The sequence below is a fragment of the Ignavibacteriota bacterium genome (assembly GCA_016212665.1).
Lineage (GTDB): Bacteria > Bacteroidota > Ignavibacteria > UBA10030 > SZUA-254 > FW602-bin19.
In genome coordinates this window covers 51773-71549 of record JACREZ010000011.1, presented here as the reverse complement: position 1 = coordinate 71549, position 19777 = coordinate 51773, and the positions used below count along the sequence as shown (strand labels likewise).

Here is a 19777-nt window from a genome sequence, read left to right as displayed (position 1 = left end):
AGTTCTCTTTTTTTGAACATCGTTCGTTCTAATTCCTCTGTTTTATTTCCTCATCCACCATTTCATGGGTGTATCTAGTTCTTACTTTTCACGTATTTGTTGGATTTGCCCCTCATAATTTTCCATGTCGGATTTTAGATTAATTCCACCATCGCCCTACCTCTCGTTCGCATTTTTAACAATTGCTCCTCTCCCCTCTTTTTCGTACTTTCATCAAACAAAATTTTGATGAGAAATAGTTATGAATGAAAATCAACCGCTCAATCAACCGAAGCGACCGACATTACATCCGCCCGACGGAGACCCGAAAGCAAAACAAATTACACTCTGGATTGTTGTCGGCGTTGTCGCAATTGTTGTCGTCTATTTTCTTTTGTATTCCGATGTGTTCAAGAAAGAAGATAAACCAACATCGCAAGTGGTGATTCCGGAAAGTTCGATGCCCGAACCTGACACGTTCTCACAAGCGCCGGGCGATTCGATGTATGAAGAAGAAATGCCTCCTCCCATAATCGAGGAAAAACCGAAACCAAAAATTGTCGAGAAGAAAAAAGAACCGGCTCCTGTTCAAACAGAAAAAGGCTCGTTCACAATTTATGTCGGCACATTTAAGAACAAAGCGTTAGCAGAAAAAGAAAAGTCGTTGTTCATCGGGAAAGATTTCGACGCGTTTCTCGTTCCGAAGGGCGAGATGGTACGTGTAGCGGTCGGAAAATTTTCGTCACGAAGTGAAGCAAAAAAAGTCGCTGACGAAATCAAATCAACCATGAAAAAAGACTGCTGGGTTGACGAACTCAAGTGAATTGGCAAACTACCGAAAACTTCTTATATTTGCACTGCATTTTTTAAGAATTGGAGAAAATTACATGAAATCAAACATTCATCCCGCATATAAACGCTCACACGTAACTTGTGTTTGCGGTGCAACCTTTGAAACCCGTTCGACAATGGGGAATATCAAAGTCGAAATTTGTTCAAAGTGTCATCCGTTTTTCACCGGCAAACAAAAGTTGGTTGATACGGCGGGACGCGTTGAACGGTTCCAAAAGCGTTACGCGAAGAAAACTCAGGAAGTCGCAACACCTGCGTAATAATTTTTGTATGAGTTTGAAAACGGAATTCTGAGAAGTCGGGATTCCGTTTTTTTTCTTCTCAAAAACTATGCACCTTTGTATTGTCGAAGACCAAACGGTCAAGCACCTTCTTCCCCTTACGCACCTCCAACCATCGTTTGAGTTGCGTTGCGGTTGCTCAACATTGCGTGAGAAAATTCTCTCATTCATTCCTTCCAAAAATGTTTCTCTGATTACCCGCGCGTATCTCAGCGAGTACACACAAGAATGTTTTCCTTCGTTTCAAGTTAATACGTTCCCTAACGATGATGTCTGGCTCATCAATAGCCGCGTTATCGCTGATGAAACATTGACACGCATTATGAAAAAGCATGATGGTAAAGAGCGCGTCTTTTTGAACAACGACGATGTTGTGGCAATGTTTGTGAAGAGGAAGAATCTTCCCCTGTTACGGATTACAGGTTCGGGGTTACAAGTTGCCCGAATTCAAGATTTTCTTCAAGAACAAATTGGATGCAACGTTATTCGTTTCCCTTGGGAGTTGGTTCAACATAATGCTGAACAAATCGAAAAAGATTTTTTATTGCTGAAACGGAAAACGAAGAAAGCAATTGCTGGAAATATTTACAACGGAGCGCATTTACTTAATCAAAAAAATATTCTCGTTGGCTCCGGTGCTGTCATTAAACCGGGAGTTGTGTTGGATGCGGAACATGGTCCAATAATTATCGAGAAGAATGTTACTATCATGCCGAACGCTGTTATAGCAGGACCTGCATTTATTGGTGAAGGGAGTCAAATAAAAATCGGAGCGAAGATTTATCCCGGAACAAGTATCGGTCGAGAATGTAGAATCGGGGGCGAAGTTACTCGCTCAATTTTCCAATCATATTCAAACAAAGCGCACGACGGATTTGTCGGCGATTCGTACATTGGAAGTTGGGTCAATCTCGGAGCCGACACGAATACTAGCAATCTGAAAAACACGTACGGAAATGTGAACGTGTTTATCAATGGCGATGAGTTCAATTCCGGTTCACAGTTCGTCGGTCTCACGATGGGCGACCATTCAAAGTCGGGAATCAATGTCATGTTCAACACAGGAAGTGTCGTCGGAACTTCGTGTAATATTTTCGGCGCTGATTTTCCACAAAAATTTCTACCCTCCTATTCATGGGGAAGTTCCGGTTCGTTCACGACATTTGATATTGAAAAGAGTATTGAAATTGCTCGACGCATGATGTCGCGTCGGGGAATCACCATGAGCAAAGCGTACGAATCAATGATGCGTCACGTGTTCAATCAAACAAAACAAGAACGGAAACAATGGCTGAAGAAGTAATCCAACAAGAAGATGAAATAAAGCCGGTGTATGCCGGCGCACGAGGAACCGCCGTGAAGATTCTTAACCGAATCGAACGCACCGACGCGTACATGGATAAACTTCTCGACATTGAACTGAAGTTGGATGAGTTATCAAACGTTGACAAAAGTTTGCTTGCTGAACTTGTTCACGGAGTGATGCGCTGGCAAGGACGACTTGATTATCTGCTCAATAGTTTCACGCATGGAAATTTCTCAAAAACAGAAATCAATCTGAAGAATACACTCCGTGTTGCGCTCTATCAAATTCTCTTTCTGACGCGGATGCCAAACTATGCCGCGGTGAATGAAGCGGTTGAGTTCATCAAACGGTTGAGGGGAGAAAAGACTGCAAATTTTGTCAACGCTGTGCTTCGTAATGTCATTAGAAACATAAATGACATTCAGTATCCCAAACGCGATGAAAATCAGTTGCATTATCTTTCCGTATTTTTTTCCCATCCGCAATGGATGGTGAAACGATGGCTTCCAAGATTCGATATCCCCGACCTTGAAAAATTTTTGATAGCGAATAACGAAATTCCACCTCTTACTCTTCGTATTAATAAGTTGAAAATTACACCCGGCGAATTTCTCGTCCTTCTTGATAAGGAGGGAATTCAATATGAAGGTTCACAACTCATCGACTTCTTTATTCGCGTGAAAACATTGACAGGCATTGCGCAATTAGATATTTTCCGTCAGGGATATTTTTCCGTACAGGATGAAAGTCAGGCGTTGCCAGTGCTGTTACTTGCGCCACAATCAGGCGAGCGGGTGATTGATATGTGCGCCGCGCCCGGTGGAAAATCAACACTCATCGGAGAGTTGATGAAAAATAAGGGTGAGATTATTTCGGTTGACAAGTTTGACCACAAGTTGAATCTTCTGAAAACAAGTTGCGAGCGACTCGGCATTACGAATGTAAAAACACTTGCGACCGATGCATCAACGCTCGAAATCGAACCGGCTGAAAAAGTTCTCCTTGATGCGCCCTGTTCGGGACTCGGAACGCTAAGAAAAAAACCTGACATGAAGTGGAAACGCGAGATTGAAGATATTCAAGTTATGGTAAAACTTCAGGAACAATTGTTAGAGCGTGCGGCACATTTGGTGAAACCGGGAGGAGTATTAGTCTATTCAACCTGTACCACCGAGCCGGAAGAAAACGAAATGCAAATCAAAAAATTTGTAGAGCAGCATCCTGAATTTCACATTGATAATGCATCGAAGTTTGTCAACAAGAACCTCGTGAACCCGGATGGATTAGTCATGACCTTCCCACATCGCCACCATATTGACGGGGGCTTCGCGGCACGACTGATTAAAGATTTTTGAATTCAAATAAACTGAAAACTGAAAACTGAAAACCGAAAACCGAAAACCGAAAACTGAAAACTGGAAACTGGAATGAAAGCAGTCGTAAAACCGAAACCTCAATTATACAGAGCGTGGCAACATGGCTTACAACTTACCGAAAAAGAAATCCCGGTCGTAATTCAGTCCAACGATGTGCAATTCAAAGTCGTTGCAGGCGGAATTTGTGGGACGGATGTCGGTATTTATAATTCAAAAGATTCGCTCAAGAATAATATGTCCGGCTTGAAAACGCCTGACGTAACAATCGGTCATGAATTCTGTGGGCGAATCACCGACGCAGGACCGAAAGCGAAACTCCGGCTTGCGCAGTTGTTGATTCATAAATCACGCGTATACAAGGAAATTAAAAAGTTTATTAAAAACAGAACTGCCGCACAGATTGCAAAAGATAAATCACTCGTCAATTACATCAGCGAGAATTTTATTGCAACAGCAGAGATGCACATTACCTGCGGCGAGTGCGCTCAATGCAAACTCGGCGAGTACCATGTCTGCACGAACACGGTTATTCGCGGTTTGCATGGCGACGGTGCGTTTGCCGAATATGTTGTCCTCCCATCCGAGAATGTCATCATTTTCAAGAACGGAGAAATACCGGAAGAGATTGTTGCGTTCATGGATGCTATTGGAAATGCGACACACACAGTACAATCATTATCATCCATCAAAGGAAAAGTTGTTGCCGTACTTGGTCTCGGTGTGATTGGTTTGATGTCCGTTGCGATTGCAAAAGGCGCCGGTGCGAAAAAAATTATCGTTACTGATGCTTCGCACGGAGAGAACACGCACGAGAAATTAGAGGCACGAAAATTCAAGATGGCGCGTTTGCTCGGCGCCGATGAATGTTTCGATGTTTCTCTTCATGATGAGAAACAGGAGTTCTACAAATTTGCAAAGTCGCAAAATCATGGCGCCGGAGTTGATGCAGTGCTTGAAATGTCAGGCAGTTATCACGCCTACGAAGATGCATTCAACATTCTTCGCATGGGCGGAGAATTGTCGTTGCTTGGAATCACGAACGGAACGATGCCGCTTGATTTTGCCAAGCATATGATTTTCCCCGGACGAACGATTCATGGCGTTATCGGCCGCCGCGTTTGGTCAACGTGGGATATGATGACTGATATTCTGAAAAAAGGATTAGCGAAACGATTTGTGAAAGCAGGATTCGTGTCGCATCAATTTCCGCTCGAAGAATTCGATAAAGGATTCGAAGCGATTGCAAGCGGAGACGCACTGAAGGTTTTATTGAGACCATAGCCATAATTGATGGTTACTGGTTACTCGTGCAATCTCTGTGGAAATCAGTGTCAACATCCGTGTTATCCGTGGTTAATTATTGACTGAAAGAAAAATATGAATACTACTCAACTACTTACAACTGAACTCAAACGACTCGAACAAGCAAAGACATACAAATACGAAACTGCTTTACAATCTCCACAGGGCGGAGTTGTAACGGTGAAGGGAAAAGATGTCATTATGCTTGCATCGAACAACTATCTCGGACTTTCCAATCATCCCGAAGTAAAGAAAGCCGCAATCGAAGGAATAAAAAAATACGGCTATGGCGTGGCTTCGGTGCGTTTCATCTGTGGTACGCAGGATATTCATTATGAATTGGAGAAGAAGATTTCCAAGTTCGTTGGCGCGGAAGATACCATTCTTTTCTCTTCCTGTTTTGCGGCGAACGAAGGATTCTTCGCTTCACTCATCAACGAAGGATTCGGCAAGGAACAACACAAAGATGTTCTTTACTCAGACAAACTAAATCACGCAAGCATCATTGACGGACAGCGTCTGTGCCGCAATGAATTCGTTGATAAGAAAATTTATAACCATGCCGATGTCGCCCATCTCGAACAACAACTTGCCGAAGACAGTAAGAAAGATTACCGCTTCCGCATCATTGCTACCGATGGAGTCTTCAGCATGGAAGGTGACCTTGCGCCACTTGATACAATCGTCGAACTTGCAAAAAAGTATCATGCAATTCTCTTCATGGATGATTCACACGGCATCGGAGTATGCGGAAAAACAGGACGAGGTACTCCTGAAGCAAAAGGCGTTTTGAAAAAGATTGACGTTATCACCGGAACACTCGGCAAGGCGCTCGGCGGTGCGGCTGGCGGTTACATCAGCAGTTCAAAAGAGATGATTAGTTACCTCCGCCAAAAGTCAAGACCTTATACGTTTTCCAATTCGCTTCCACCTGCAATTGTTTTTGGCGCTATGGCGGCGCTTGATTTATTAACGAAAGATAAATCCATCGTCAATCGCCTGCATGAAAACACTGCCTACTTCCGAAAAGAAATCACTTCGCTCGGCTTCACAATTTTAGAAGGCGGGCATCCGATCGTTCCCATCATGCTTGGTGAAGCGGCAGTTGCACAGGACATGAGTGCGGCATTACTCAAAGCAGGAGTTTATATCAAAGGATTGTGGTTTCCTGTCGTTCCGAAAGGTGAAGCACGATTGCGCACACAAATCTCCGCCGCTCTCACAAGGAAAGATATTGACAAAGCGTTGGAAGCGTTTGAAAAGGTCGGGAAAAAGATGAAAGTAATTTAATCAACAATATTTTGTTGATTTTATCATAATCAACAAAATTATATTGATTTTGTAAATATCAATAGTTTTTGATATAATCATCCCGCTATGAAGAATTATTACTACATACTCTTGTTCGATCTCGTTCGTTCGAGAAGATTAGAAAACCGTGAATCAGCTACAAAACAATTGAAGCGGGCGATACATAAGATTAATACCACGTACAAGAAAAGTCTTTTTGCTCCAATGGAAATTACACGAGGCGATGAAGTCGCTACTGTTCTAAAACATTCGGAACACCTCTATGATATTGCGGGCAACTTCATAAACGAATTACGTCCATTCCGATGCAGATGTGTTGTTGTTCGAGAAACATTAACAGCTGGACTTGCTTCACGTAGAAGCCCGGAAATGGATGGTCCGGGATTTTATTTAGCAGACGAAACACTCCAAAAACTCAAGAAAACAAAAAAACTTTTTCAAATGCGAATTCCTTCTGCCGAAACTTATGAAACTGTTCTTACAGGACTTATCAACTTGTTGCTTTTTCGGAAAGAACAACTTACGAATTTTCAACTCCAGGTGCTCGAACTATACAAACGAAATGCAACTCAAACTGAAATAGCAAAAAAGTTGAAACGTACGCCACAACAAGTGTCCATCGCTCTGAAAGCAGTACCACAAGATATTGTGTTGGAAGGAGAAATTGCTGTCGGAATGTTGCTTCAACAGTTACCGAAGCAATTGAAAGGAATGAAATAGGATAATGCGCCTTTACCTCATCAGCGGGTTCCTCGCTTTCTGTTCTTTTCTTCTCATCAGTCTGATGCTGAAAGCATCCTTCTCTACATTGACCCAAAACTCAACATCAAACGAAAAATCGAATGGAAAGAAGCCGGGACGTGGATAGGATTGTGTGAATTTGTTTTGATTATCCTCTTTGTCTTGTTTGAAGAATACACTGCCATTGCGATTATCTTTGCCGCGAAAGAATTAGTTCGTTCGGAAGACATCAAGAGAAATCCAACCTACTATTTACTTGGGACACTCCTAAACGTAACACTTTCCGTTCTGTTCGCATTATCCTTAAAACAATTTATTATTCCCTCACTTACTCATTGAAAACACAACCTATGAAACAACAACTATCAGAAACATCTGTTCTTAACTCACTCCGTCTTGTGAAAGACCCTGACCTTCATCGGGATATTGTCGCTTTGAATTTTGTTAAAGATTTGAAGATTGACAAGCAAAATGTCTCCTTCAAAATTGAATTAACAACTCCGTCTTGTCCCGTCCGCGATGAATTGAAAGCCGCCGCCGAACAAGCAATCCGAGACAATATTGAAAATGTCGGTACAATTTCAATCGAAATGACATCAAGTGTGCGGGTAAGTCCAGGCCAGCAACGTGCTGAATTATTGGCGGGCGTAAAAAATACAATCGCAGTTGCAAGTGGCAAAGGCGGCGTGGGGAAATCAACCGTAGCAGTAAATCTCGCAGTCTCGCTTGCGCTTGATGGAGCAAAAGTCGGTTTGCTTGATGCGGATATTTACGGACCGAGCATTCCGCTCATGATGGGAATTGATGAACGACCGAAAATGAGAGGACAAAAACTCGTTCCACTTGAAGCACATGGCGTACAGGTCATGTCCATCGGTTTTCTCGTTGACCCGATGCAAGCAGTCATTTGGCGCGGACCTATGGTGAGCGGAGCAGTCAAACAGTTTATGTCCGATGTGGACTGGGGCGAACTTGATTATCTCGTATTTGATTTACCTCCCGGCACAGGAGACATTCACTTAACGCTTGTTCAATCTATTCCACTTTCGGGAGCGGTCGTCGTAACCACACCGCAGGATATTTCTCTCGCTGATGCACGAAAAGCATTTGCGATGTTTCAGAAAGTGAACGTCCCGATACTCGGAATTATCGAAAATATGAGTTACCACATTTGCGGACACTGCGGACACAGGGAAGAAATTTTTTCAACCGGCGGCGGAAAGAAAGCGGCGGAAGAACTCAACGTTCCATTCCTCGGCGATATTCCGATTTACACGCCCATCAGAGTCGGCGGCGATATAGGAAAACCAATTGTCGTGCTCGAACCGGAAGCAACACAGGCAAAACAAATCCGACAACTTGCAAGAAACATGGCGGCGCAACTTAGCATCCAATCGCTCTCAACTCCAACACCGAAAATTGAAATAGATTTAGGCGTAAATTAACTCTGCGAACTCCGCGTCTCTGTGGTTCAACATGACACAATTATGGAAAACGTTTCACCTCTACAACAACGAATCGAACAAGCATTAGAATATTGCCGCCCATATCTCATAGCAGATGGCGGCAATATTCAACTTGTAAACATCAAAGAAAATGGTATTGTAGAAGTACGCTACGAAGGGTTATGCGTGATATGTCCTCTCTCCCCCCTCACGCTTCGTGCGGGGATTGAACGAACGATTATGCACTTTGCGCCGGAGGTGAAGAGAGTGGAAGCGGTCCATAGATAAAACTATTAAATTTGTAGTTCAAAATAATATTTGATTCTTCTTTTTGATTTTTTTATACCTTCTTCAAAACAACAATTGAAACATCATCATGGGTCCGTGCGCTTCCGACAAAACGGTCGAGTTCTGCTATTATCATTTCACCTATTATTCCTACGGAATACTTCGTCAGAAGAGGTAATAATTGTTGGATTCTGTGTTCTCCATAAAATTCTCCTGCTACATTTCTCGCTTCCGTTAATCCATCGGAATAAATTACCATCAACTCATTTTCCTGCAGAACAATTTTTTGTTCCCGGTACTGGGCAGTTTTTGTAAGACCCAAAGCCGCTCCCCCTTTTTCGGTTTTCCGAATTTCATTCCCATAGATACAGAGCGCAGGAAAATGTCCTGCGTTCAATACCTTTACTTCTCCTGAACCACAGCGAAGTTCGACATAGACAAGCGATGCAAAAACATTGGGTAAACTATCCCGACAAAATATTGTATTGAGTTTTGTGGCAAGGAGCGGGAGCGATTCTGCGTCCGGAGCTAACGCGCGTATCGTTGCCTGGAGTTTTGAGGTGAGCAGTGCGGCGCTCAATCCTTTCCCTGCTACATCTGCTAGCATAACGGCAAATCGTTCTTCATCTACCTTGATACAATCTACTAAATCGCCTCCAACATCATTTGCTGAACGGGTGAATAACCACATCTCCCACCCTTCAACTTTCGGACTTCGTTCCGGCATCAATGCTTTTTGTACAGCATGTCCCGCTTCCAGTTCTTCTTTCGCGAGTAATTTATCCTTCAGTTCAAGCATCAACACGAAAAGAATCATCAACCCTCCGAGGATTCCGGTGTTCGTTTCTATCTGAATATTTTCTCCATCAAATAATCGCGCCCGCGAAAAGAATAAGAAGAGCAAGCCAACAACAACAAGCAATCTCCGCGTCGGTGTCAGACGAAAGAACATGGTTTTCATAAGCCACCCAACCACGTAGAACCACCCCTTCACGCGTCCCATTTGTTGAAGACGTTTCTTTCGTTCATCATCGAGCATGAAATCCTTCAACTCATGAAATTCCCGTGAGACAGTACTTCTGAAATCTCCGCGTTGGATATCTTTCTTTAACGTTTCAAAAAGAGTTGAATGGTTATTTGGGTTTGATTTCATTGAAATGAATAATTTACGAGCGCCATAGATATGACATCTTGAAAAACAACCCGCGCCGCATCTCCAAAAGATTTTCGCTCTCTACATACGAAGTTCCGTCCCATCGTACCTTGTTGAAGATTGAACCGTAGCCAACATAGACAACAGTTCCGGGAATGTACGTGAACGAAGCAAGTACATCCGTGCTGAGTTGTTTGCGGAAATTGTTGTACTCGCCAAGCGCACGAAAGAAAAGATATTGATTCACCTGATACGTTAACTTTAGACGTGTGATTGTATAATGATAAAGCATCTCTTGAGTATCCTCGCTTGTGAAGTCTGAATAAGTAAACGAACCATCAACCTGCATATTTTCCGTTGGCTGATAATTTACTGTTGCAGAAACGACATCGCTCTTCCCCTGTAATGATGCTGGATAGAAGATTGCTTGCGTATGACGAAACAAAAGATTGGTAAACAATGTTTTCGTGATGTTGGATCGAAGTTGAGTGTGAACTCCGCTTGTCTTGAATCGTTGCCCCTCAAATATTTCAGTAGCATACACCGCGCGAGTGCGGAACGTCCAGTTACCCGCAAAGAAAACAGTTGCGGCAAGGTCGTTTCCTGTTTCCCACAATCCACCAAACCTATCCTTCGTATGTCCTGTCGCAAGTTCGAAATCAATTCGTTGCAACAAATCGCTTGCGGGATAAATTTTCGGTCTGACAAATCCGATAAAGTTGACGACACCGGTGCGTGCGTAGTATCCCATATCAGCACGAAAGTTTTCAGAAATCTCACGTGCGTTCAGGCTGAAATCAAGGTTGCGCGTGTTGTATGAATACCGAAAACCTAAGGTATGTCCTCTTACTGCTTTGGCAACTCCGACATCTTTCGCCCATGTAAGAAATCCCGCGCTCTCCAAAACACTTGACTCTGAAACACGAATTTGTTCATCATACCCGAGAACTCGGTTATGGCTTTCGTCAAGTTCACGTCCGGCATACAGAAATCCAAGATAACTATCATCACTGAGTGCCGATTTGAATCTGAGTACAGGAACATGAATGTAGTTGCCGAGTGTCGGTCGCTCTTGTTCAAGAACATTATCAACTGCATAAAGAGCGGCGAGTGTATTGTACTTCCCGACTTTACCGGTCAACTTTGTTCCAAGCACCGGCTCGATAATTGTTCTTGAATAAAACAGCATCGGGTCGAAACTGTTTGCACTGACTGCAAGGTTGAAATTATCCTGCCCTTCGAGAAAGAACGAACGCTTTTCGGAGTTAAATAATCTCGACCGGAGGTTCACATCCACCTGCCCCGCATCCGATTCTACCTGACTGAAATCGGGATTGATGGTTCCATCCAAAATCAAATCGGAAGTAATCCCGTACTTGAGATTGAGACTTGCTTCCGCTTCCTGTTTGCTTCGAACCAAGTTCGTCCCTTCACGAACATCCTGCCGTGTCGCGGTGAGTGCCGGTAAAATTTCCAATAATGTATAATGTTCGATGCCGGAATATTCAAGCGGGTACATTTGTGTAAGAAGTGCAAATCCCTTCGCCGGGTCAAGACGAGGGAAACAACTATGCTCATTTCTTCTGCTAATAAATCGTTCGAGAATAACACCCATCGTCGTCGGCTCGTCGTTCCGGTAGCGAAGGCTTTTGAGTGGAAGTTGAACCTCAACAGTAAATCCATCAGGATTTATTTTTCCCGCGCTGTACCAGACATAATCTGGACTGAAATCTTCGTTCCCTGCCGCGAACTTGCTATCTCCCTGAATTCCGAATGCGTTCACATAAAACGCATTCAGTCCTTGTTGGTCATTGAATGCATCAAGATTGATACAAATGAAATCATCTGTAATCATTTTATCCCGCGCCGAGACTGACGCTTTGATTTTGTCCGGTTCATCGTAACACTTGAATGCGAAGTAAAGGTTAGCGCTATCATAGGCGAGCATCACCTCCGTCTGTTCTTTCGGTATGATGTCAAAATCGGGAATGAACGTTTTGAAGCCAGAAACTTTCGGCGCCTGATTCCAAAGCGGTTCATCAAGAACGCCGTCAATGTTCGGAGCAATTTGCACTCGAATTGGTTTGAGAGGTTCGTTTGCAAAAACCGTTGTCGAGATGAGAAAAAGAACTGAAATAAAAATGTGACTGAGATTGTTTTTCATAAACTTTGCACAGATAATAAATCGGTTGGTTGTTGATACGATGGAATGTGAGGAAGGGTTGCAGGCCAACGATAGTTTCTTAGTTTGTTGTTTTGTGTTTTAGTTTTGGATTCATAGTACATGATTCACAAAGGCAATTATAGTCTCTGGAAATACCCTACAAAAAGAGAGAGGTAACAAATATCTCATATCCCACATCTCACATCTTTGACATTTATCGGTCATCAACTCAATGACTCAATCGTCAATCATTTATTCTCGCTCATTCTCCCATCTTTCAACAACAACACTCTTCCTCCTGCCTTCTTCACAATCTCCATATTGTGCGATGCCATAATCACTGTCGTTTCATTTTTGTTGATTGTCTTTAAGACTTCCAGAATTTCCAATCCGGTTTTCAAATCAAGATTACCTGTCGGTTCATCAGCAATAAGAACTTCCGGTTGATTTGCAATCGCACGGGCAAGCATAACACGTGCTAGCTCGCCGCCGGAAAGTTCATGCGGCATTGCATTCTGCTTATTCTCCAAACCAACAAGCGATAAAACTTCCGGCACACGCTCTTTGATAAAATCATTTTTCTGCCGAATCACTTCAAGCACAAAGGCGATGTTGTCATAAACATTTCTGTCATCAAGTAATTTGAAATCCTGAAAGGAAATGCCGAGCATTTTTCTGAGTTGCGGGATTTCCTTTTTTCTGATTGAAGAAGAACTGAACAACCCAACGCGAACCGTTCCATCAGTCGGCAGTAAATCAAAATACAGCAAGCGTAGAAATGTTGTCTTCCCGACACCCGATTCCCCGGTAAGAGAAACAAACTCGCCTTCCTTAATTTCCAGATTGATGTCTTTCAGGACGATGTGTTTATCGAATGCGACACTGACGTGTTCAAATTGAATGTTCATTGTTTTTTTTTTCGATTATGAATAATTGAGACAGCAAGTTTGATTGCTTCAATCATGCTTGATGGATTTGCGATTCCTTTTCCTGCAATGTCGAACGCCGTTCCGTGGTCAGGCGAAGTGCGAACGATTGGCAATCCGGCAGTGAAGTTCACACCAATATCAAAACCCTGCATCTTCAATGGAATCAATCCTTGGTCGTGATACATTGCAAGCACGGCATCGTAATTTCGGTAAAGATGCCTACCGAAAAATCCATCTGCGGGAAATGGACCTTCTACATTCACTCCCTTCCTTCGACGAACATACTCGAGTGATGGAATAATAAAATCAATTTCTTCGTAGCCAAGCAAACCATCTTCGCCCGCATGAGGATTCAAACCAAGCACAGCAATCTTGGGAGAATCAATTCCAAAGTCTTTTTTTAGTGATTGTTTCAACAGAATCAACTTCTCCGAAATTATTTTTTTTGAAATTGCTTCAGGAACACATTTCAAAGGTAGATGAATCGTCGCCAATCCGACACGAAACGAACCGGCAGTTACCATCATCATAAATTTATTTGTCCGAGTAAGAAAGGCGAGCATTTCCGTTTGTCCGGGGTAACAATAACCTGCTTTGTTCATCGAATCTTTTGATACAGGCGCTGTCACCATCCCATGAAGGATTTTGTCTGAACAATATTCGACCGCTTTTTCCAAACTAAGGCAAGCATACAATCCCGCTTCTTCTGTAACTTTTCCAAGTTGAATTCCCGAAATTTGATATTGAGACAAATGAAAGACCGGAATCCCTTTCTTTTGAAATGAAAAATTTTGTTCGTCAATTTCCCTTAATAGGATATTCATCTTCAGAAGTCTCGCATAATATTCAAATACATCAATCAGTCCAAAGAGGACAGGATGGCAAATACTTTGAACCTGAAGTGAAATAGCCGCTTTGATTGCAACCTCCGGTCCAATGCCGTTGTAGTCACCCATTGTAATGCCGACTATTGGTTTACTTTTCATGCAAATCCCTCATCGGAGTAATGGAGTATTGGGGTATTTGATATCATCATACAATGCGGCGAAAATGTACAAACGCTTGAACTCAAATCCAAAGATGTTTGCTTTTCTATTTTGAGTTTGATATTATCATTAAAACCAATCATCAATGAATCAATCGTAAATCGTCAATGGATAAATTTTTCTTCATTCTTGCATCTCTTTTTTCTTTTCTGGGTGTTGCGCTCGGCGCATTTGCCGCTCACATGCTCAAACAAAAACTTACTCCCGACATGTTCAGCATTTTTGAAGTCGGTGTACGATACCACATGTACCACGCTCTCGGATTGTTTGTTGTTGCGTGGGCGGCTTCACATATTTCCAACGCTCAAATTGCGGGGTGGTTATTTGTCGTTGGGATTTTTCTCTTCTCAGGAAGTCTTTACCTCCTCAGCATCACCGGAATAAAATGGCTCGGTGCGATTACGCCCTTTGGTGGACTTTGCTTTCTTGCGGGGTGGTTGTATTTGGCGTGGAAGGCATATCAGACAATAGTATAAAATTGTCTTACAAATCTGAATCCTTTATATTAAAACAGCAAAGTAATTAAGAAAACAATAGGAATCGAAATGCTCAAAATACCGAAAGTAAGACGACCTTCAGCATCTGTCTTATCTAAATTACATTCCTTAAAACAAAAGAGAGGAATGCTTGCGGCTGTTGAACCGGAAAGCGGAGATTGGTTTTTAGGAAAAGATGTTCTGGAAGCATTCAAAAAAGGAAAGAAAAAATACCCGTCCGGAACTTTTTATTTTGTAAGAATAGGATATACTTCGGCACATGTTCATCATGCAGGACCAAAAAGAGGATGAAAAAATCCTCGAAGGAAACATCACTAATAATTCTCCATCATTTTTTGGCTCCTTCAGGAAGGATGGAATACTCGTCTTCCATAAAAAAGGAAATATTTCGTTTACAGTTGATACGGGATTCAGTGGTGGTATCGCTTTGCCAAAAGAAATCTTGGAAACTCTCAAAATAGAATTCATGGGTTATGATACATTTACTTTGGCAACAGGTGAAGAAGTTGAGTTACCGATGTATTACGGAACTGTACTTGTGAAGAAGAAAAAAGTTGAGACTTGGTTTATCCCCGGTGACTCACTCTTAGGAATGGAGTTCATTGCTTCTGTTGGGACAACTTTGCTACTAGATTTTGAATCAAAGACTGTACAACTATCCTGAGGATTGTCAGTTCAAAACTATTTTCTTCAACCAACTTCCAACTCGGAACCAAAAAAAACAATTTCTCTCTCTCCTCGCTTTTCCCTATATTTGCACACATTTTAGATAATCAGTAACAAAGGAACTTGAAATACCATGGGTCGAGCATTTGAATTCAGACGGGCGCGTAAAGAGAAACGTTGGGCAAAGATGGCAAAAACATTTGCCAAAATCGGGAAAGAAATCGCAATTGCAGTAAGAGCCGGCGGACCTGACCCGCATGGCAATGCGCGACTCCGTCTCGTCATCCAGAATGCCAAAGATGTGAACATGCCGAAGGACAATGTCGAGTCGGCAATTAAACGGGCGGCATCAAAAGATGCGGCGGATTTTCAGGAAGTGGTATACGAAGGATACGGACCGCATGGCATTGCCATCGTTACGGAATGTGCGACCGATAACCCGACACGAACAGTGGCAAACATCCGCATGTATTACACTCGTGCAGGCGGTGCGCTTGGTACAACCGGCTCGCTCGATTTTCTTTTTGAACGAAAAGGCATGTTCACCATTTCTGCAAAAAATATCAACAAGGATGAGTTAGAGTTAGAACTGATTGATTTCGGCTTGGAAGAATTCACTGTTGATGGAGATGAAGCCTATCTCAACACATCGTATGCTGATTTTCGGAAAATGCAAAAAGCGTTGGAAGATAAAGGCGTGGAAGTTCTCAGCGCAGAGTTACAACGAATTCCTCTCTCCACAAATGCAGTTTCGCCCGAACAACAAGAAGAAATCCAGAAACTCCTTGACCAGATTGAGGATGATGATGACGTGCAGGCTGTGTATCACAACATGAAAATTCCAGAGTAATTGTTCAGACGTGCGACTCACTCGCATTTCAAGATTTGTAGACTATTCAATTTTTTGGTCGAGTATTGTAGAATATGTGAGTCGCACCTTGTTGCTTTTGCCGTGACACGGTTTTAACCTTGAAACTTAAAACATCTTCTTTTCTCTTTTCTTTTTCTTGACTTTCAAAAAAACTTTTCGTATCATTGCACCACTCGGTCCCAGCAACCGGGTAAAAAAATCTAATCCACCAAAATAATTTAAGAAAATCCAAAGCATGTGAGGTATGCTTAGGGTGAATTACGTTTTGTTCGGATTAGATGTCCTCCCCCACCATCTATTCCCCAACAATATAATTGTAGCCGCAATCTTCAGATTGCGAATGGCTGTAAATCAACATAATTGTTGAAAACAGCCGAAAATAAGCAACATCATCATGCAGGAAATGATTTCCCGGGTTCAGGAAATCTTCTCCCGCATGCGGGAAATCTTTTCCCGTGTGCAGGAAATCTTCCCCCGCATGGAGGAAATCTTTTCCCGGACTCAGGAAATCTTCTCCGGGTTCAGGGAAACTTCCCCAGCATGTGGGAAAACTTTTTCCGGGTTCAGGAAATCTTCCCCCGCGCGTGGGAATTCATTTCCCGGGCTCGGGAAATCTTTTCCCGCAGACGAGTTTTGTACGTCATCAAACACATAATCATTTACGCTTGTAGTGCAAGTCGTAATGATTTTTTTAATAATAATAACATAGGAGAAAAAACTTATGGCACTACCAAACTTACGAGACATTTCTGACGAACAGCTTAACTCTCTTTTGTCAGGATTAAAAACAGAACTTGTTGATAATTCAGCAACGTACGGAGTTACCGATGCCGATAAACAAGCGCTTGATGATGCGGTGAATGCGTGGAATGGAGATTACGGAAGTCATCTTCTTGCACAGACTGCGGCACGGGCGGCAACGGTGAAGAAAGATGAGACGAGAGCGCTTTTGGTAAAGACTTTTTCGGCGGTCTTGAAGAAAGTCAACCTCAACAGTTCTATCTCTCCCGACCAGAAGACGAAAGTCGGAATTACGCCGGCGGATAACATACCGACTGCCGCGCCGAGACCGACTACCCGTCCGATGTTTCGGATAGATACGAGCGCTCATCTGCAACATACCATACACTTTTTTGATGAGACTACACCCAAGAGTAAAGCAAAACCGAAAAGAGTATTGGGCTGTATGATTTACAAAAAGGTTGGCGGACCCGCACCGATAGATGAATCCGAGATGAGCTTTTTAGTCTTGGATACAGCAACGCCGTATGTTGTAACATTCAATGCATCGGATATTGGCAAGACTGTTTACTATCTCGGTTGGTGGCAAAACCCCACCGGACAAGCCGGACCAAAAACCGAAATTGTTAGTGCGGTGATAGCGTAAGAAGAAAGCGGTAAAGATGGAGTCCACCTCGCGGGTGGACTCCATCTGATGTATGCTTTTTGTTTGATTGAAAATGTGAATGATGTATATTTGCAAGGCAATAAAAGACAACCAAAACCAAAATAAACAAACCACAAGTTCAAAAATCAAACATATGGAGATTCCAAATGAAGATACTTTCTATCGTATGCCTCTATATTCTGTTATGTATCAAGTCAGCATCGGGTCAAGTTACCTTAGAATCAAATGCAATCGGCCGAGTTTTCCTTGAACCCACAGACTCAATTCCTATTGGGACAGCATTTGTTGCCGGCGATTCAAAATCAATTTATACTTGTTCCCACGTAGCTGTGGCTGACACGTTGTGGTTCAATTACATTGGATCTCCGGAACAATTGTTCCGAGTTACTGTTAAGTACAATCTCCCAAGTTACGATGTCGCCTTCCTTATTAGAACTGGTGGATCTCAACCTGCGTCCTTACAGTTTGGGGACTTTTCGCGAGTACAGCCCGGCGATACAATCCACTACATTGGTTGGGATACACCCCTCGCAAGATATATCATAAGGTTGGCAACTGTCTCTGCACGAGGATCTGTACTTGTGGAAGAGGGTACAAAAGTTGACTTCATTGAATTTGAAGGACAAGCTGTCCCTGGATATTCAGGTGGCCCAGTCATCGATCGCTTTGGTAAGGTAATTGCGATGATAAGAGAGGGATGGGAGAAAACTTCACTTCGGGGCGGGGTTCCAGTCCGAATCAACAGAGCGTTCTCGATAGAACTTCTTCGAATTCTTGACTCGGAGTTGAAGGGCCATTCCAATCCAAAAGATGGAAAATCACCCAATAAATTGATGGACTTGAAACAATAAGATGAATTTCATTACCCTCCCGCGTGGCAGAGTCAAGCAAGACGCTCAAGCTCCTTCGTAGTAATGAAAAATATAACTTGTAAAGTTTAAGACGCGGAAACTTGGGAACAAGGAAAACTATGAACCTCACCGACAAACAAAAACAATTTTTACAACATCTTTATTCGATGTATAAAAACAATCCAACCAGCACGTCGAATTTGTATGCGCGCATCCAAAGTTTTCCTTCATTTACGAAGGAAGAATTGCTTGAGTGCAGTGAATCCTTAAAGGAAACAGGACTTATTCATAAATTTGAAAAGGGTGAAGATTTTCTTTTTTCAAAAATCACCCTCGAAGGTATCGAAGCAATCAGCAACGATTTGCAGGAAATGACCGACATGGTATTGTCCGACTTGATGGAACGAGGAAATCATCTGTCGTTAATTGATTGCTGTCGCTTCAGGATGATTGAGCAAATGGATAAAGTTTATGAGGGAAAATTATACTGCCGGGTAAAAGATTTTGCCGAGTATCTTGCCAAACGAAATCTCATCACGTTCCGATTGATTGAGCGTCGTATCGGTAAAGAAAATGTTATCGTTAAAATTACGAGTGATGGAATCAAACGCTATCAAGCCGTAACATCTTCCACACAGCCTCAACCAAAGACACGCTTTCCTATCCTCAAATCATCCACAGGATGGAAATATTATTTCGAAAATCGAACAGTACGGGAAGAGAGAAAACTCCGTTCAGTCGGTCGTTTCGATGAACGGGAAAATCATATCGAACAACTATTCTACAACGACGAGGGAGAAGTGGAAAATTCATTTAAACTTTCCTATGATGATGAGAACAACCCGGTTTCCGGTGAAGTTTTTATCAGTGAAGGATCAGACCTGATAGGTAAACTCATCTCCACGTTTGAAGTACGCGGCAATGTGACGATTGGAACTTACCTGACGTCGTTCGGAGAAGTATTCTGGTATGAAGAATATCTCCACGATGCGAACGGAAATCTCATCGAAAAGAAACGAACAGATAATTCCGGGAAGTTTATCAGCAGAACAACTTACAAATATAACGAAGCAGGAAAACGTATTTCATCAGTCGAGTATAACTTTACCAGCAAAGTTGAATCCTTTTATGATGAAGACGGCTTTGAAACACACGCTCGTGTTTCCGATGCTGACGGGAATGTGTCCGGTAATTATGAATATGTTGTTGATGAGTACGGCAACATGGACGAGGAAATACGGCTGAATATTTTTAATACGCCACTGTATCTCATTAAATATGAGAATGAGTATTATTAATTTAGAAAGTGCG

General features: G+C 42.6%; 23 protein-coding genes. 19 read left to right on the top strand and 4 right to left on the bottom strand.

The features are described 5' to 3' along the window. Positions 1 to 241: 241 nt before the first annotated feature. From HY960_03985 to HY960_03935, 11 genes are all read left to right on the top strand, one after another. A complete protein-coding gene (locus tag HY960_03985; protein ID MBI5214888.1) occupies positions 242 to 802 on the top strand; it encodes an SPOR domain-containing protein in 561 nt (186 codons plus the stop codon). Between the two features lie 64 nt (positions 803 to 866). Beyond that, on the top strand, positions 867 to 1091 hold the full coding sequence (gene rpmE, locus HY960_03980; protein ID MBI5214887.1) for a 50S ribosomal protein L31: 225 nt from the start codon (positions 867 to 869) through the stop codon (positions 1089 to 1091). Between the two features lie 70 nt (positions 1092 to 1161). Further along, positions 1162 to 2415, top strand: coding sequence for a GlmU family protein (locus tag HY960_03975; protein MBI5214886.1), 1254 nt, complete (start codon positions 1162 to 1164; stop codon positions 2413 to 2415). Continuing rightward, positions 2400 to 3773, top strand: a complete 1374-nt coding sequence (gene rsmB / locus HY960_03970) for a 16S rRNA (cytosine(967)-C(5))-methyltransferase RsmB (GenBank protein ID MBI5214885.1) — start codon at positions 2400 to 2402, stop codon at positions 3771 to 3773. The genes HY960_03975 and rsmB overlap by 16 nt, the downstream gene beginning before the upstream one ends. A 72-nt stretch (positions 3774 to 3845) precedes the next feature. Continuing rightward, positions 3846 to 5075 carry an alcohol dehydrogenase catalytic domain-containing protein gene (locus HY960_03965; GenBank protein MBI5214884.1) on the top strand — a complete coding sequence of 410 codons (1230 nt, stop codon included), beginning with the start codon at positions 3846 to 3848 and terminating at the stop codon, positions 5073 to 5075. 96 nt (positions 5076 to 5171) lie between these two features. Continuing rightward, positions 5172 to 6386: a glycine C-acetyltransferase gene (locus HY960_03960; protein ID MBI5214883.1), complete on the top strand. Its 1215-nt coding sequence runs from the start codon at positions 5172 to 5174 to the stop codon at positions 6384 to 6386. An 87-nt stretch (positions 6387 to 6473) separates the two neighbouring features. Continuing rightward, positions 6474 to 7127, top strand: a complete 654-nt coding sequence (locus tag HY960_03955) for a hypothetical protein (GenBank protein MBI5214882.1) — start codon at positions 6474 to 6476, stop codon at positions 7125 to 7127. Between the two features lie 4 nt (positions 7128 to 7131). Beyond that, on the top strand, positions 7132 to 7275 hold the full coding sequence (locus HY960_03950; protein ID MBI5214881.1) for a hypothetical protein: 144 nt from the start codon (positions 7132 to 7134) through the stop codon (positions 7273 to 7275). A gap of 17 nt (positions 7276 to 7292) precedes the next feature. Then, positions 7293 to 7487 (top strand): hypothetical protein, encoded by a 195-nt coding sequence (locus HY960_03945; GenBank protein MBI5214880.1) that lies wholly within the window; start codon positions 7293 to 7295, stop codon positions 7485 to 7487. A gap of 11 nt (positions 7488 to 7498) precedes the next feature. Further along, complete coding sequence (apbC, locus tag HY960_03940; protein MBI5214879.1) at positions 7499 to 8593, top strand: iron-sulfur cluster carrier protein ApbC; 1095 nt, start codon at positions 7499 to 7501, stop codon at positions 8591 to 8593. A gap of 42 nt (positions 8594 to 8635) precedes the next feature. After that, on the top strand, positions 8636 to 8881 hold the full coding sequence (locus HY960_03935; protein MBI5214878.1) for a NifU family protein: 246 nt from the start codon (positions 8636 to 8638) through the stop codon (positions 8879 to 8881). 52 nt (positions 8882 to 8933) lie between these two features. Here the strand turns inward: HY960_03935 and HY960_03930 are convergent, their stop codons facing one another. From HY960_03930 to pdxA, 4 genes are all read right to left on the bottom strand, one after another. Then, positions 8934 to 10034, bottom strand: coding sequence for a serine/threonine-protein phosphatase (locus HY960_03930; GenBank protein MBI5214877.1), 1101 nt, complete (start codon positions 10032 to 10034; stop codon positions 8934 to 8936). Positions 10035 to 10047: 13 nt separating this feature from the next. Then, on the bottom strand, positions 10048 to 12198 hold the full coding sequence (locus tag HY960_03925; protein ID MBI5214876.1) for a carbohydrate binding family 9 domain-containing protein: 2151 nt from the start codon (positions 12196 to 12198) through the stop codon (positions 10048 to 10050). Positions 12199 to 12446: 248 nt separating this feature from the next. After that, positions 12447 to 13106, bottom strand: a complete 660-nt coding sequence (locus HY960_03920) for an ATP-binding cassette domain-containing protein (protein MBI5214875.1) — start codon at positions 13104 to 13106, stop codon at positions 12447 to 12449. Further along, positions 13103 to 14113, bottom strand: a complete 1011-nt coding sequence (gene pdxA, locus HY960_03915) for a 4-hydroxythreonine-4-phosphate dehydrogenase PdxA (protein ID MBI5214874.1) — start codon at positions 14111 to 14113, stop codon at positions 13103 to 13105. Before pdxA ends, HY960_03920 begins: the two co-directional genes overlap by 4 nt. Positions 14114 to 14280: 167 nt before the next feature. Here pdxA and HY960_03910 point away from each other — a divergent pair, with 167 nt between their 5' ends. From HY960_03910 to HY960_03875, 8 genes are all read left to right on the top strand, one after another. Next, positions 14281 to 14649 carry a DUF423 domain-containing protein gene (locus tag HY960_03910; protein ID MBI5214873.1) on the top strand — a complete coding sequence of 123 codons (369 nt, stop codon included), beginning with the start codon at positions 14281 to 14283 and terminating at the stop codon, positions 14647 to 14649. A gap of 69 nt (positions 14650 to 14718) precedes the next feature. Further along, entirely contained in the window at positions 14719 to 14961 is a 243-nt protein-coding gene (locus tag HY960_03905) for a hypothetical protein (protein MBI5214872.1), read from the top strand. Next, on the top strand, positions 14930 to 15334 hold the full coding sequence (locus HY960_03900) for a hypothetical protein (protein ID MBI5214871.1): 405 nt from the start codon (positions 14930 to 14932) through the stop codon (positions 15332 to 15334). The genes HY960_03905 and HY960_03900 overlap by 32 nt, the downstream gene beginning before the upstream one ends. Before the next feature lie 135 nt (positions 15335 to 15469). Beyond that, positions 15470 to 16186, top strand: a complete 717-nt coding sequence (locus HY960_03895; protein ID MBI5214870.1) for a YebC/PmpR family DNA-binding transcriptional regulator — start codon at positions 15470 to 15472, stop codon at positions 16184 to 16186. 384 nt (positions 16187 to 16570) lie between these two features. Beyond that, positions 16571 to 16960, top strand: a complete 390-nt coding sequence (locus HY960_03890; GenBank protein MBI5214869.1) for a hypothetical protein — start codon at positions 16571 to 16573, stop codon at positions 16958 to 16960. Next, the gene (locus tag HY960_03885) at positions 16929 to 17594 is read left to right on the top strand and encodes a hypothetical protein (protein ID MBI5214868.1); all 666 of its coding nucleotides are present in this window, start codon (positions 16929 to 16931) and stop codon (positions 17592 to 17594) included. The genes HY960_03890 and HY960_03885 overlap by 32 nt, the downstream gene beginning before the upstream one ends. A gap of 167 nt (positions 17595 to 17761) precedes the next feature. After that, the gene (locus HY960_03880; protein ID MBI5214867.1) at positions 17762 to 18466 is read left to right on the top strand and encodes a trypsin-like peptidase domain-containing protein; all 705 of its coding nucleotides are present in this window, start codon (positions 17762 to 17764) and stop codon (positions 18464 to 18466) included. A gap of 119 nt (positions 18467 to 18585) precedes the next feature. Next, complete coding sequence (locus HY960_03875) at positions 18586 to 19764, top strand: hypothetical protein (GenBank protein MBI5214866.1); 1179 nt, start codon at positions 18586 to 18588, stop codon at positions 19762 to 19764. Positions 19765 to 19777 lie beyond the last annotated feature (13 nt).

What these genes read in the sequence shown, in the direction of transcription:
- HY960_03985 (MBI5214888.1), top strand. Translation starts at nt 242, where the DNA reads ATGAATGAAAATCAACCGCTCAATCAACCGAAGCGACCGACATTACAT.
- rpmE (MBI5214887.1), top strand. Translation starts at nt 867, where the DNA reads ATGAAATCAAACATTCATCCCGCATATAAACGCTCACACGTAACTTGT.
- HY960_03975 (MBI5214886.1), top strand. Translation starts at nt 1,162, where the DNA reads ATGCACCTTTGTATTGTCGAAGACCAAACGGTCAAGCACCTTCTTCCC.
- rsmB (MBI5214885.1), top strand. Translation starts at nt 2,400, where the DNA reads ATGGCTGAAGAAGTAATCCAACAAGAAGATGAAATAAAGCCGGTGTAT.
- HY960_03965 (MBI5214884.1), top strand. Translation starts at nt 3,846, where the DNA reads ATGAAAGCAGTCGTAAAACCGAAACCTCAATTATACAGAGCGTGGCAA.
- HY960_03960 (MBI5214883.1), top strand. Translation starts at nt 5,172, where the DNA reads ATGAATACTACTCAACTACTTACAACTGAACTCAAACGACTCGAACAA.
- HY960_03955 (MBI5214882.1), top strand. Translation starts at nt 6,474, where the DNA reads ATGAAGAATTATTACTACATACTCTTGTTCGATCTCGTTCGTTCGAGA.
- HY960_03950 (MBI5214881.1), top strand. Translation starts at nt 7,132, where the DNA reads ATGCGCCTTTACCTCATCAGCGGGTTCCTCGCTTTCTGTTCTTTTCTT.
- apbC (MBI5214879.1), top strand. Translation starts at nt 7,499, where the DNA reads ATGAAACAACAACTATCAGAAACATCTGTTCTTAACTCACTCCGTCTT.
- HY960_03935 (MBI5214878.1), top strand. Translation starts at nt 8,636, where the DNA reads ATGGAAAACGTTTCACCTCTACAACAACGAATCGAACAAGCATTAGAA.
- HY960_03930 (MBI5214877.1), bottom strand. Translation starts at nt 10,034, where the DNA reads ATGAAATCAAACCCAAATAACCATTCAACTCTTTTTGAAACGTTAAAG.
- HY960_03925 (MBI5214876.1), bottom strand. Translation starts at nt 12,198, where the DNA reads ATGAAAAACAATCTCAGTCACATTTTTATTTCAGTTCTTTTTCTCATC.
- HY960_03920 (MBI5214875.1), bottom strand. Translation starts at nt 13,106, where the DNA reads ATGAACATTCAATTTGAACACGTCAGTGTCGCATTCGATAAACACATC.
- pdxA (MBI5214874.1), bottom strand. Translation starts at nt 14,113, where the DNA reads ATGAAAAGTAAACCAATAGTCGGCATTACAATGGGTGACTACAACGGC.
- HY960_03910 (MBI5214873.1), top strand. Translation starts at nt 14,281, where the DNA reads ATGGATAAATTTTTCTTCATTCTTGCATCTCTTTTTTCTTTTCTGGGT.
- HY960_03905 (MBI5214872.1), top strand. Translation starts at nt 14,719, where the DNA reads ATGCTCAAAATACCGAAAGTAAGACGACCTTCAGCATCTGTCTTATCT.
- HY960_03900 (MBI5214871.1), top strand. Translation starts at nt 14,930, where the DNA reads ATGTTCATCATGCAGGACCAAAAAGAGGATGAAAAAATCCTCGAAGGA.
- HY960_03895 (MBI5214870.1), top strand. Translation starts at nt 15,470, where the DNA reads ATGGGTCGAGCATTTGAATTCAGACGGGCGCGTAAAGAGAAACGTTGG.
- HY960_03885 (MBI5214868.1), top strand. Translation starts at nt 16,929, where the DNA reads ATGGCACTACCAAACTTACGAGACATTTCTGACGAACAGCTTAACTCT.
- HY960_03880 (MBI5214867.1), top strand. Translation starts at nt 17,762, where the DNA reads ATGAAGATACTTTCTATCGTATGCCTCTATATTCTGTTATGTATCAAG.
- HY960_03875 (MBI5214866.1), top strand. Translation starts at nt 18,586, where the DNA reads ATGAACCTCACCGACAAACAAAAACAATTTTTACAACATCTTTATTCG.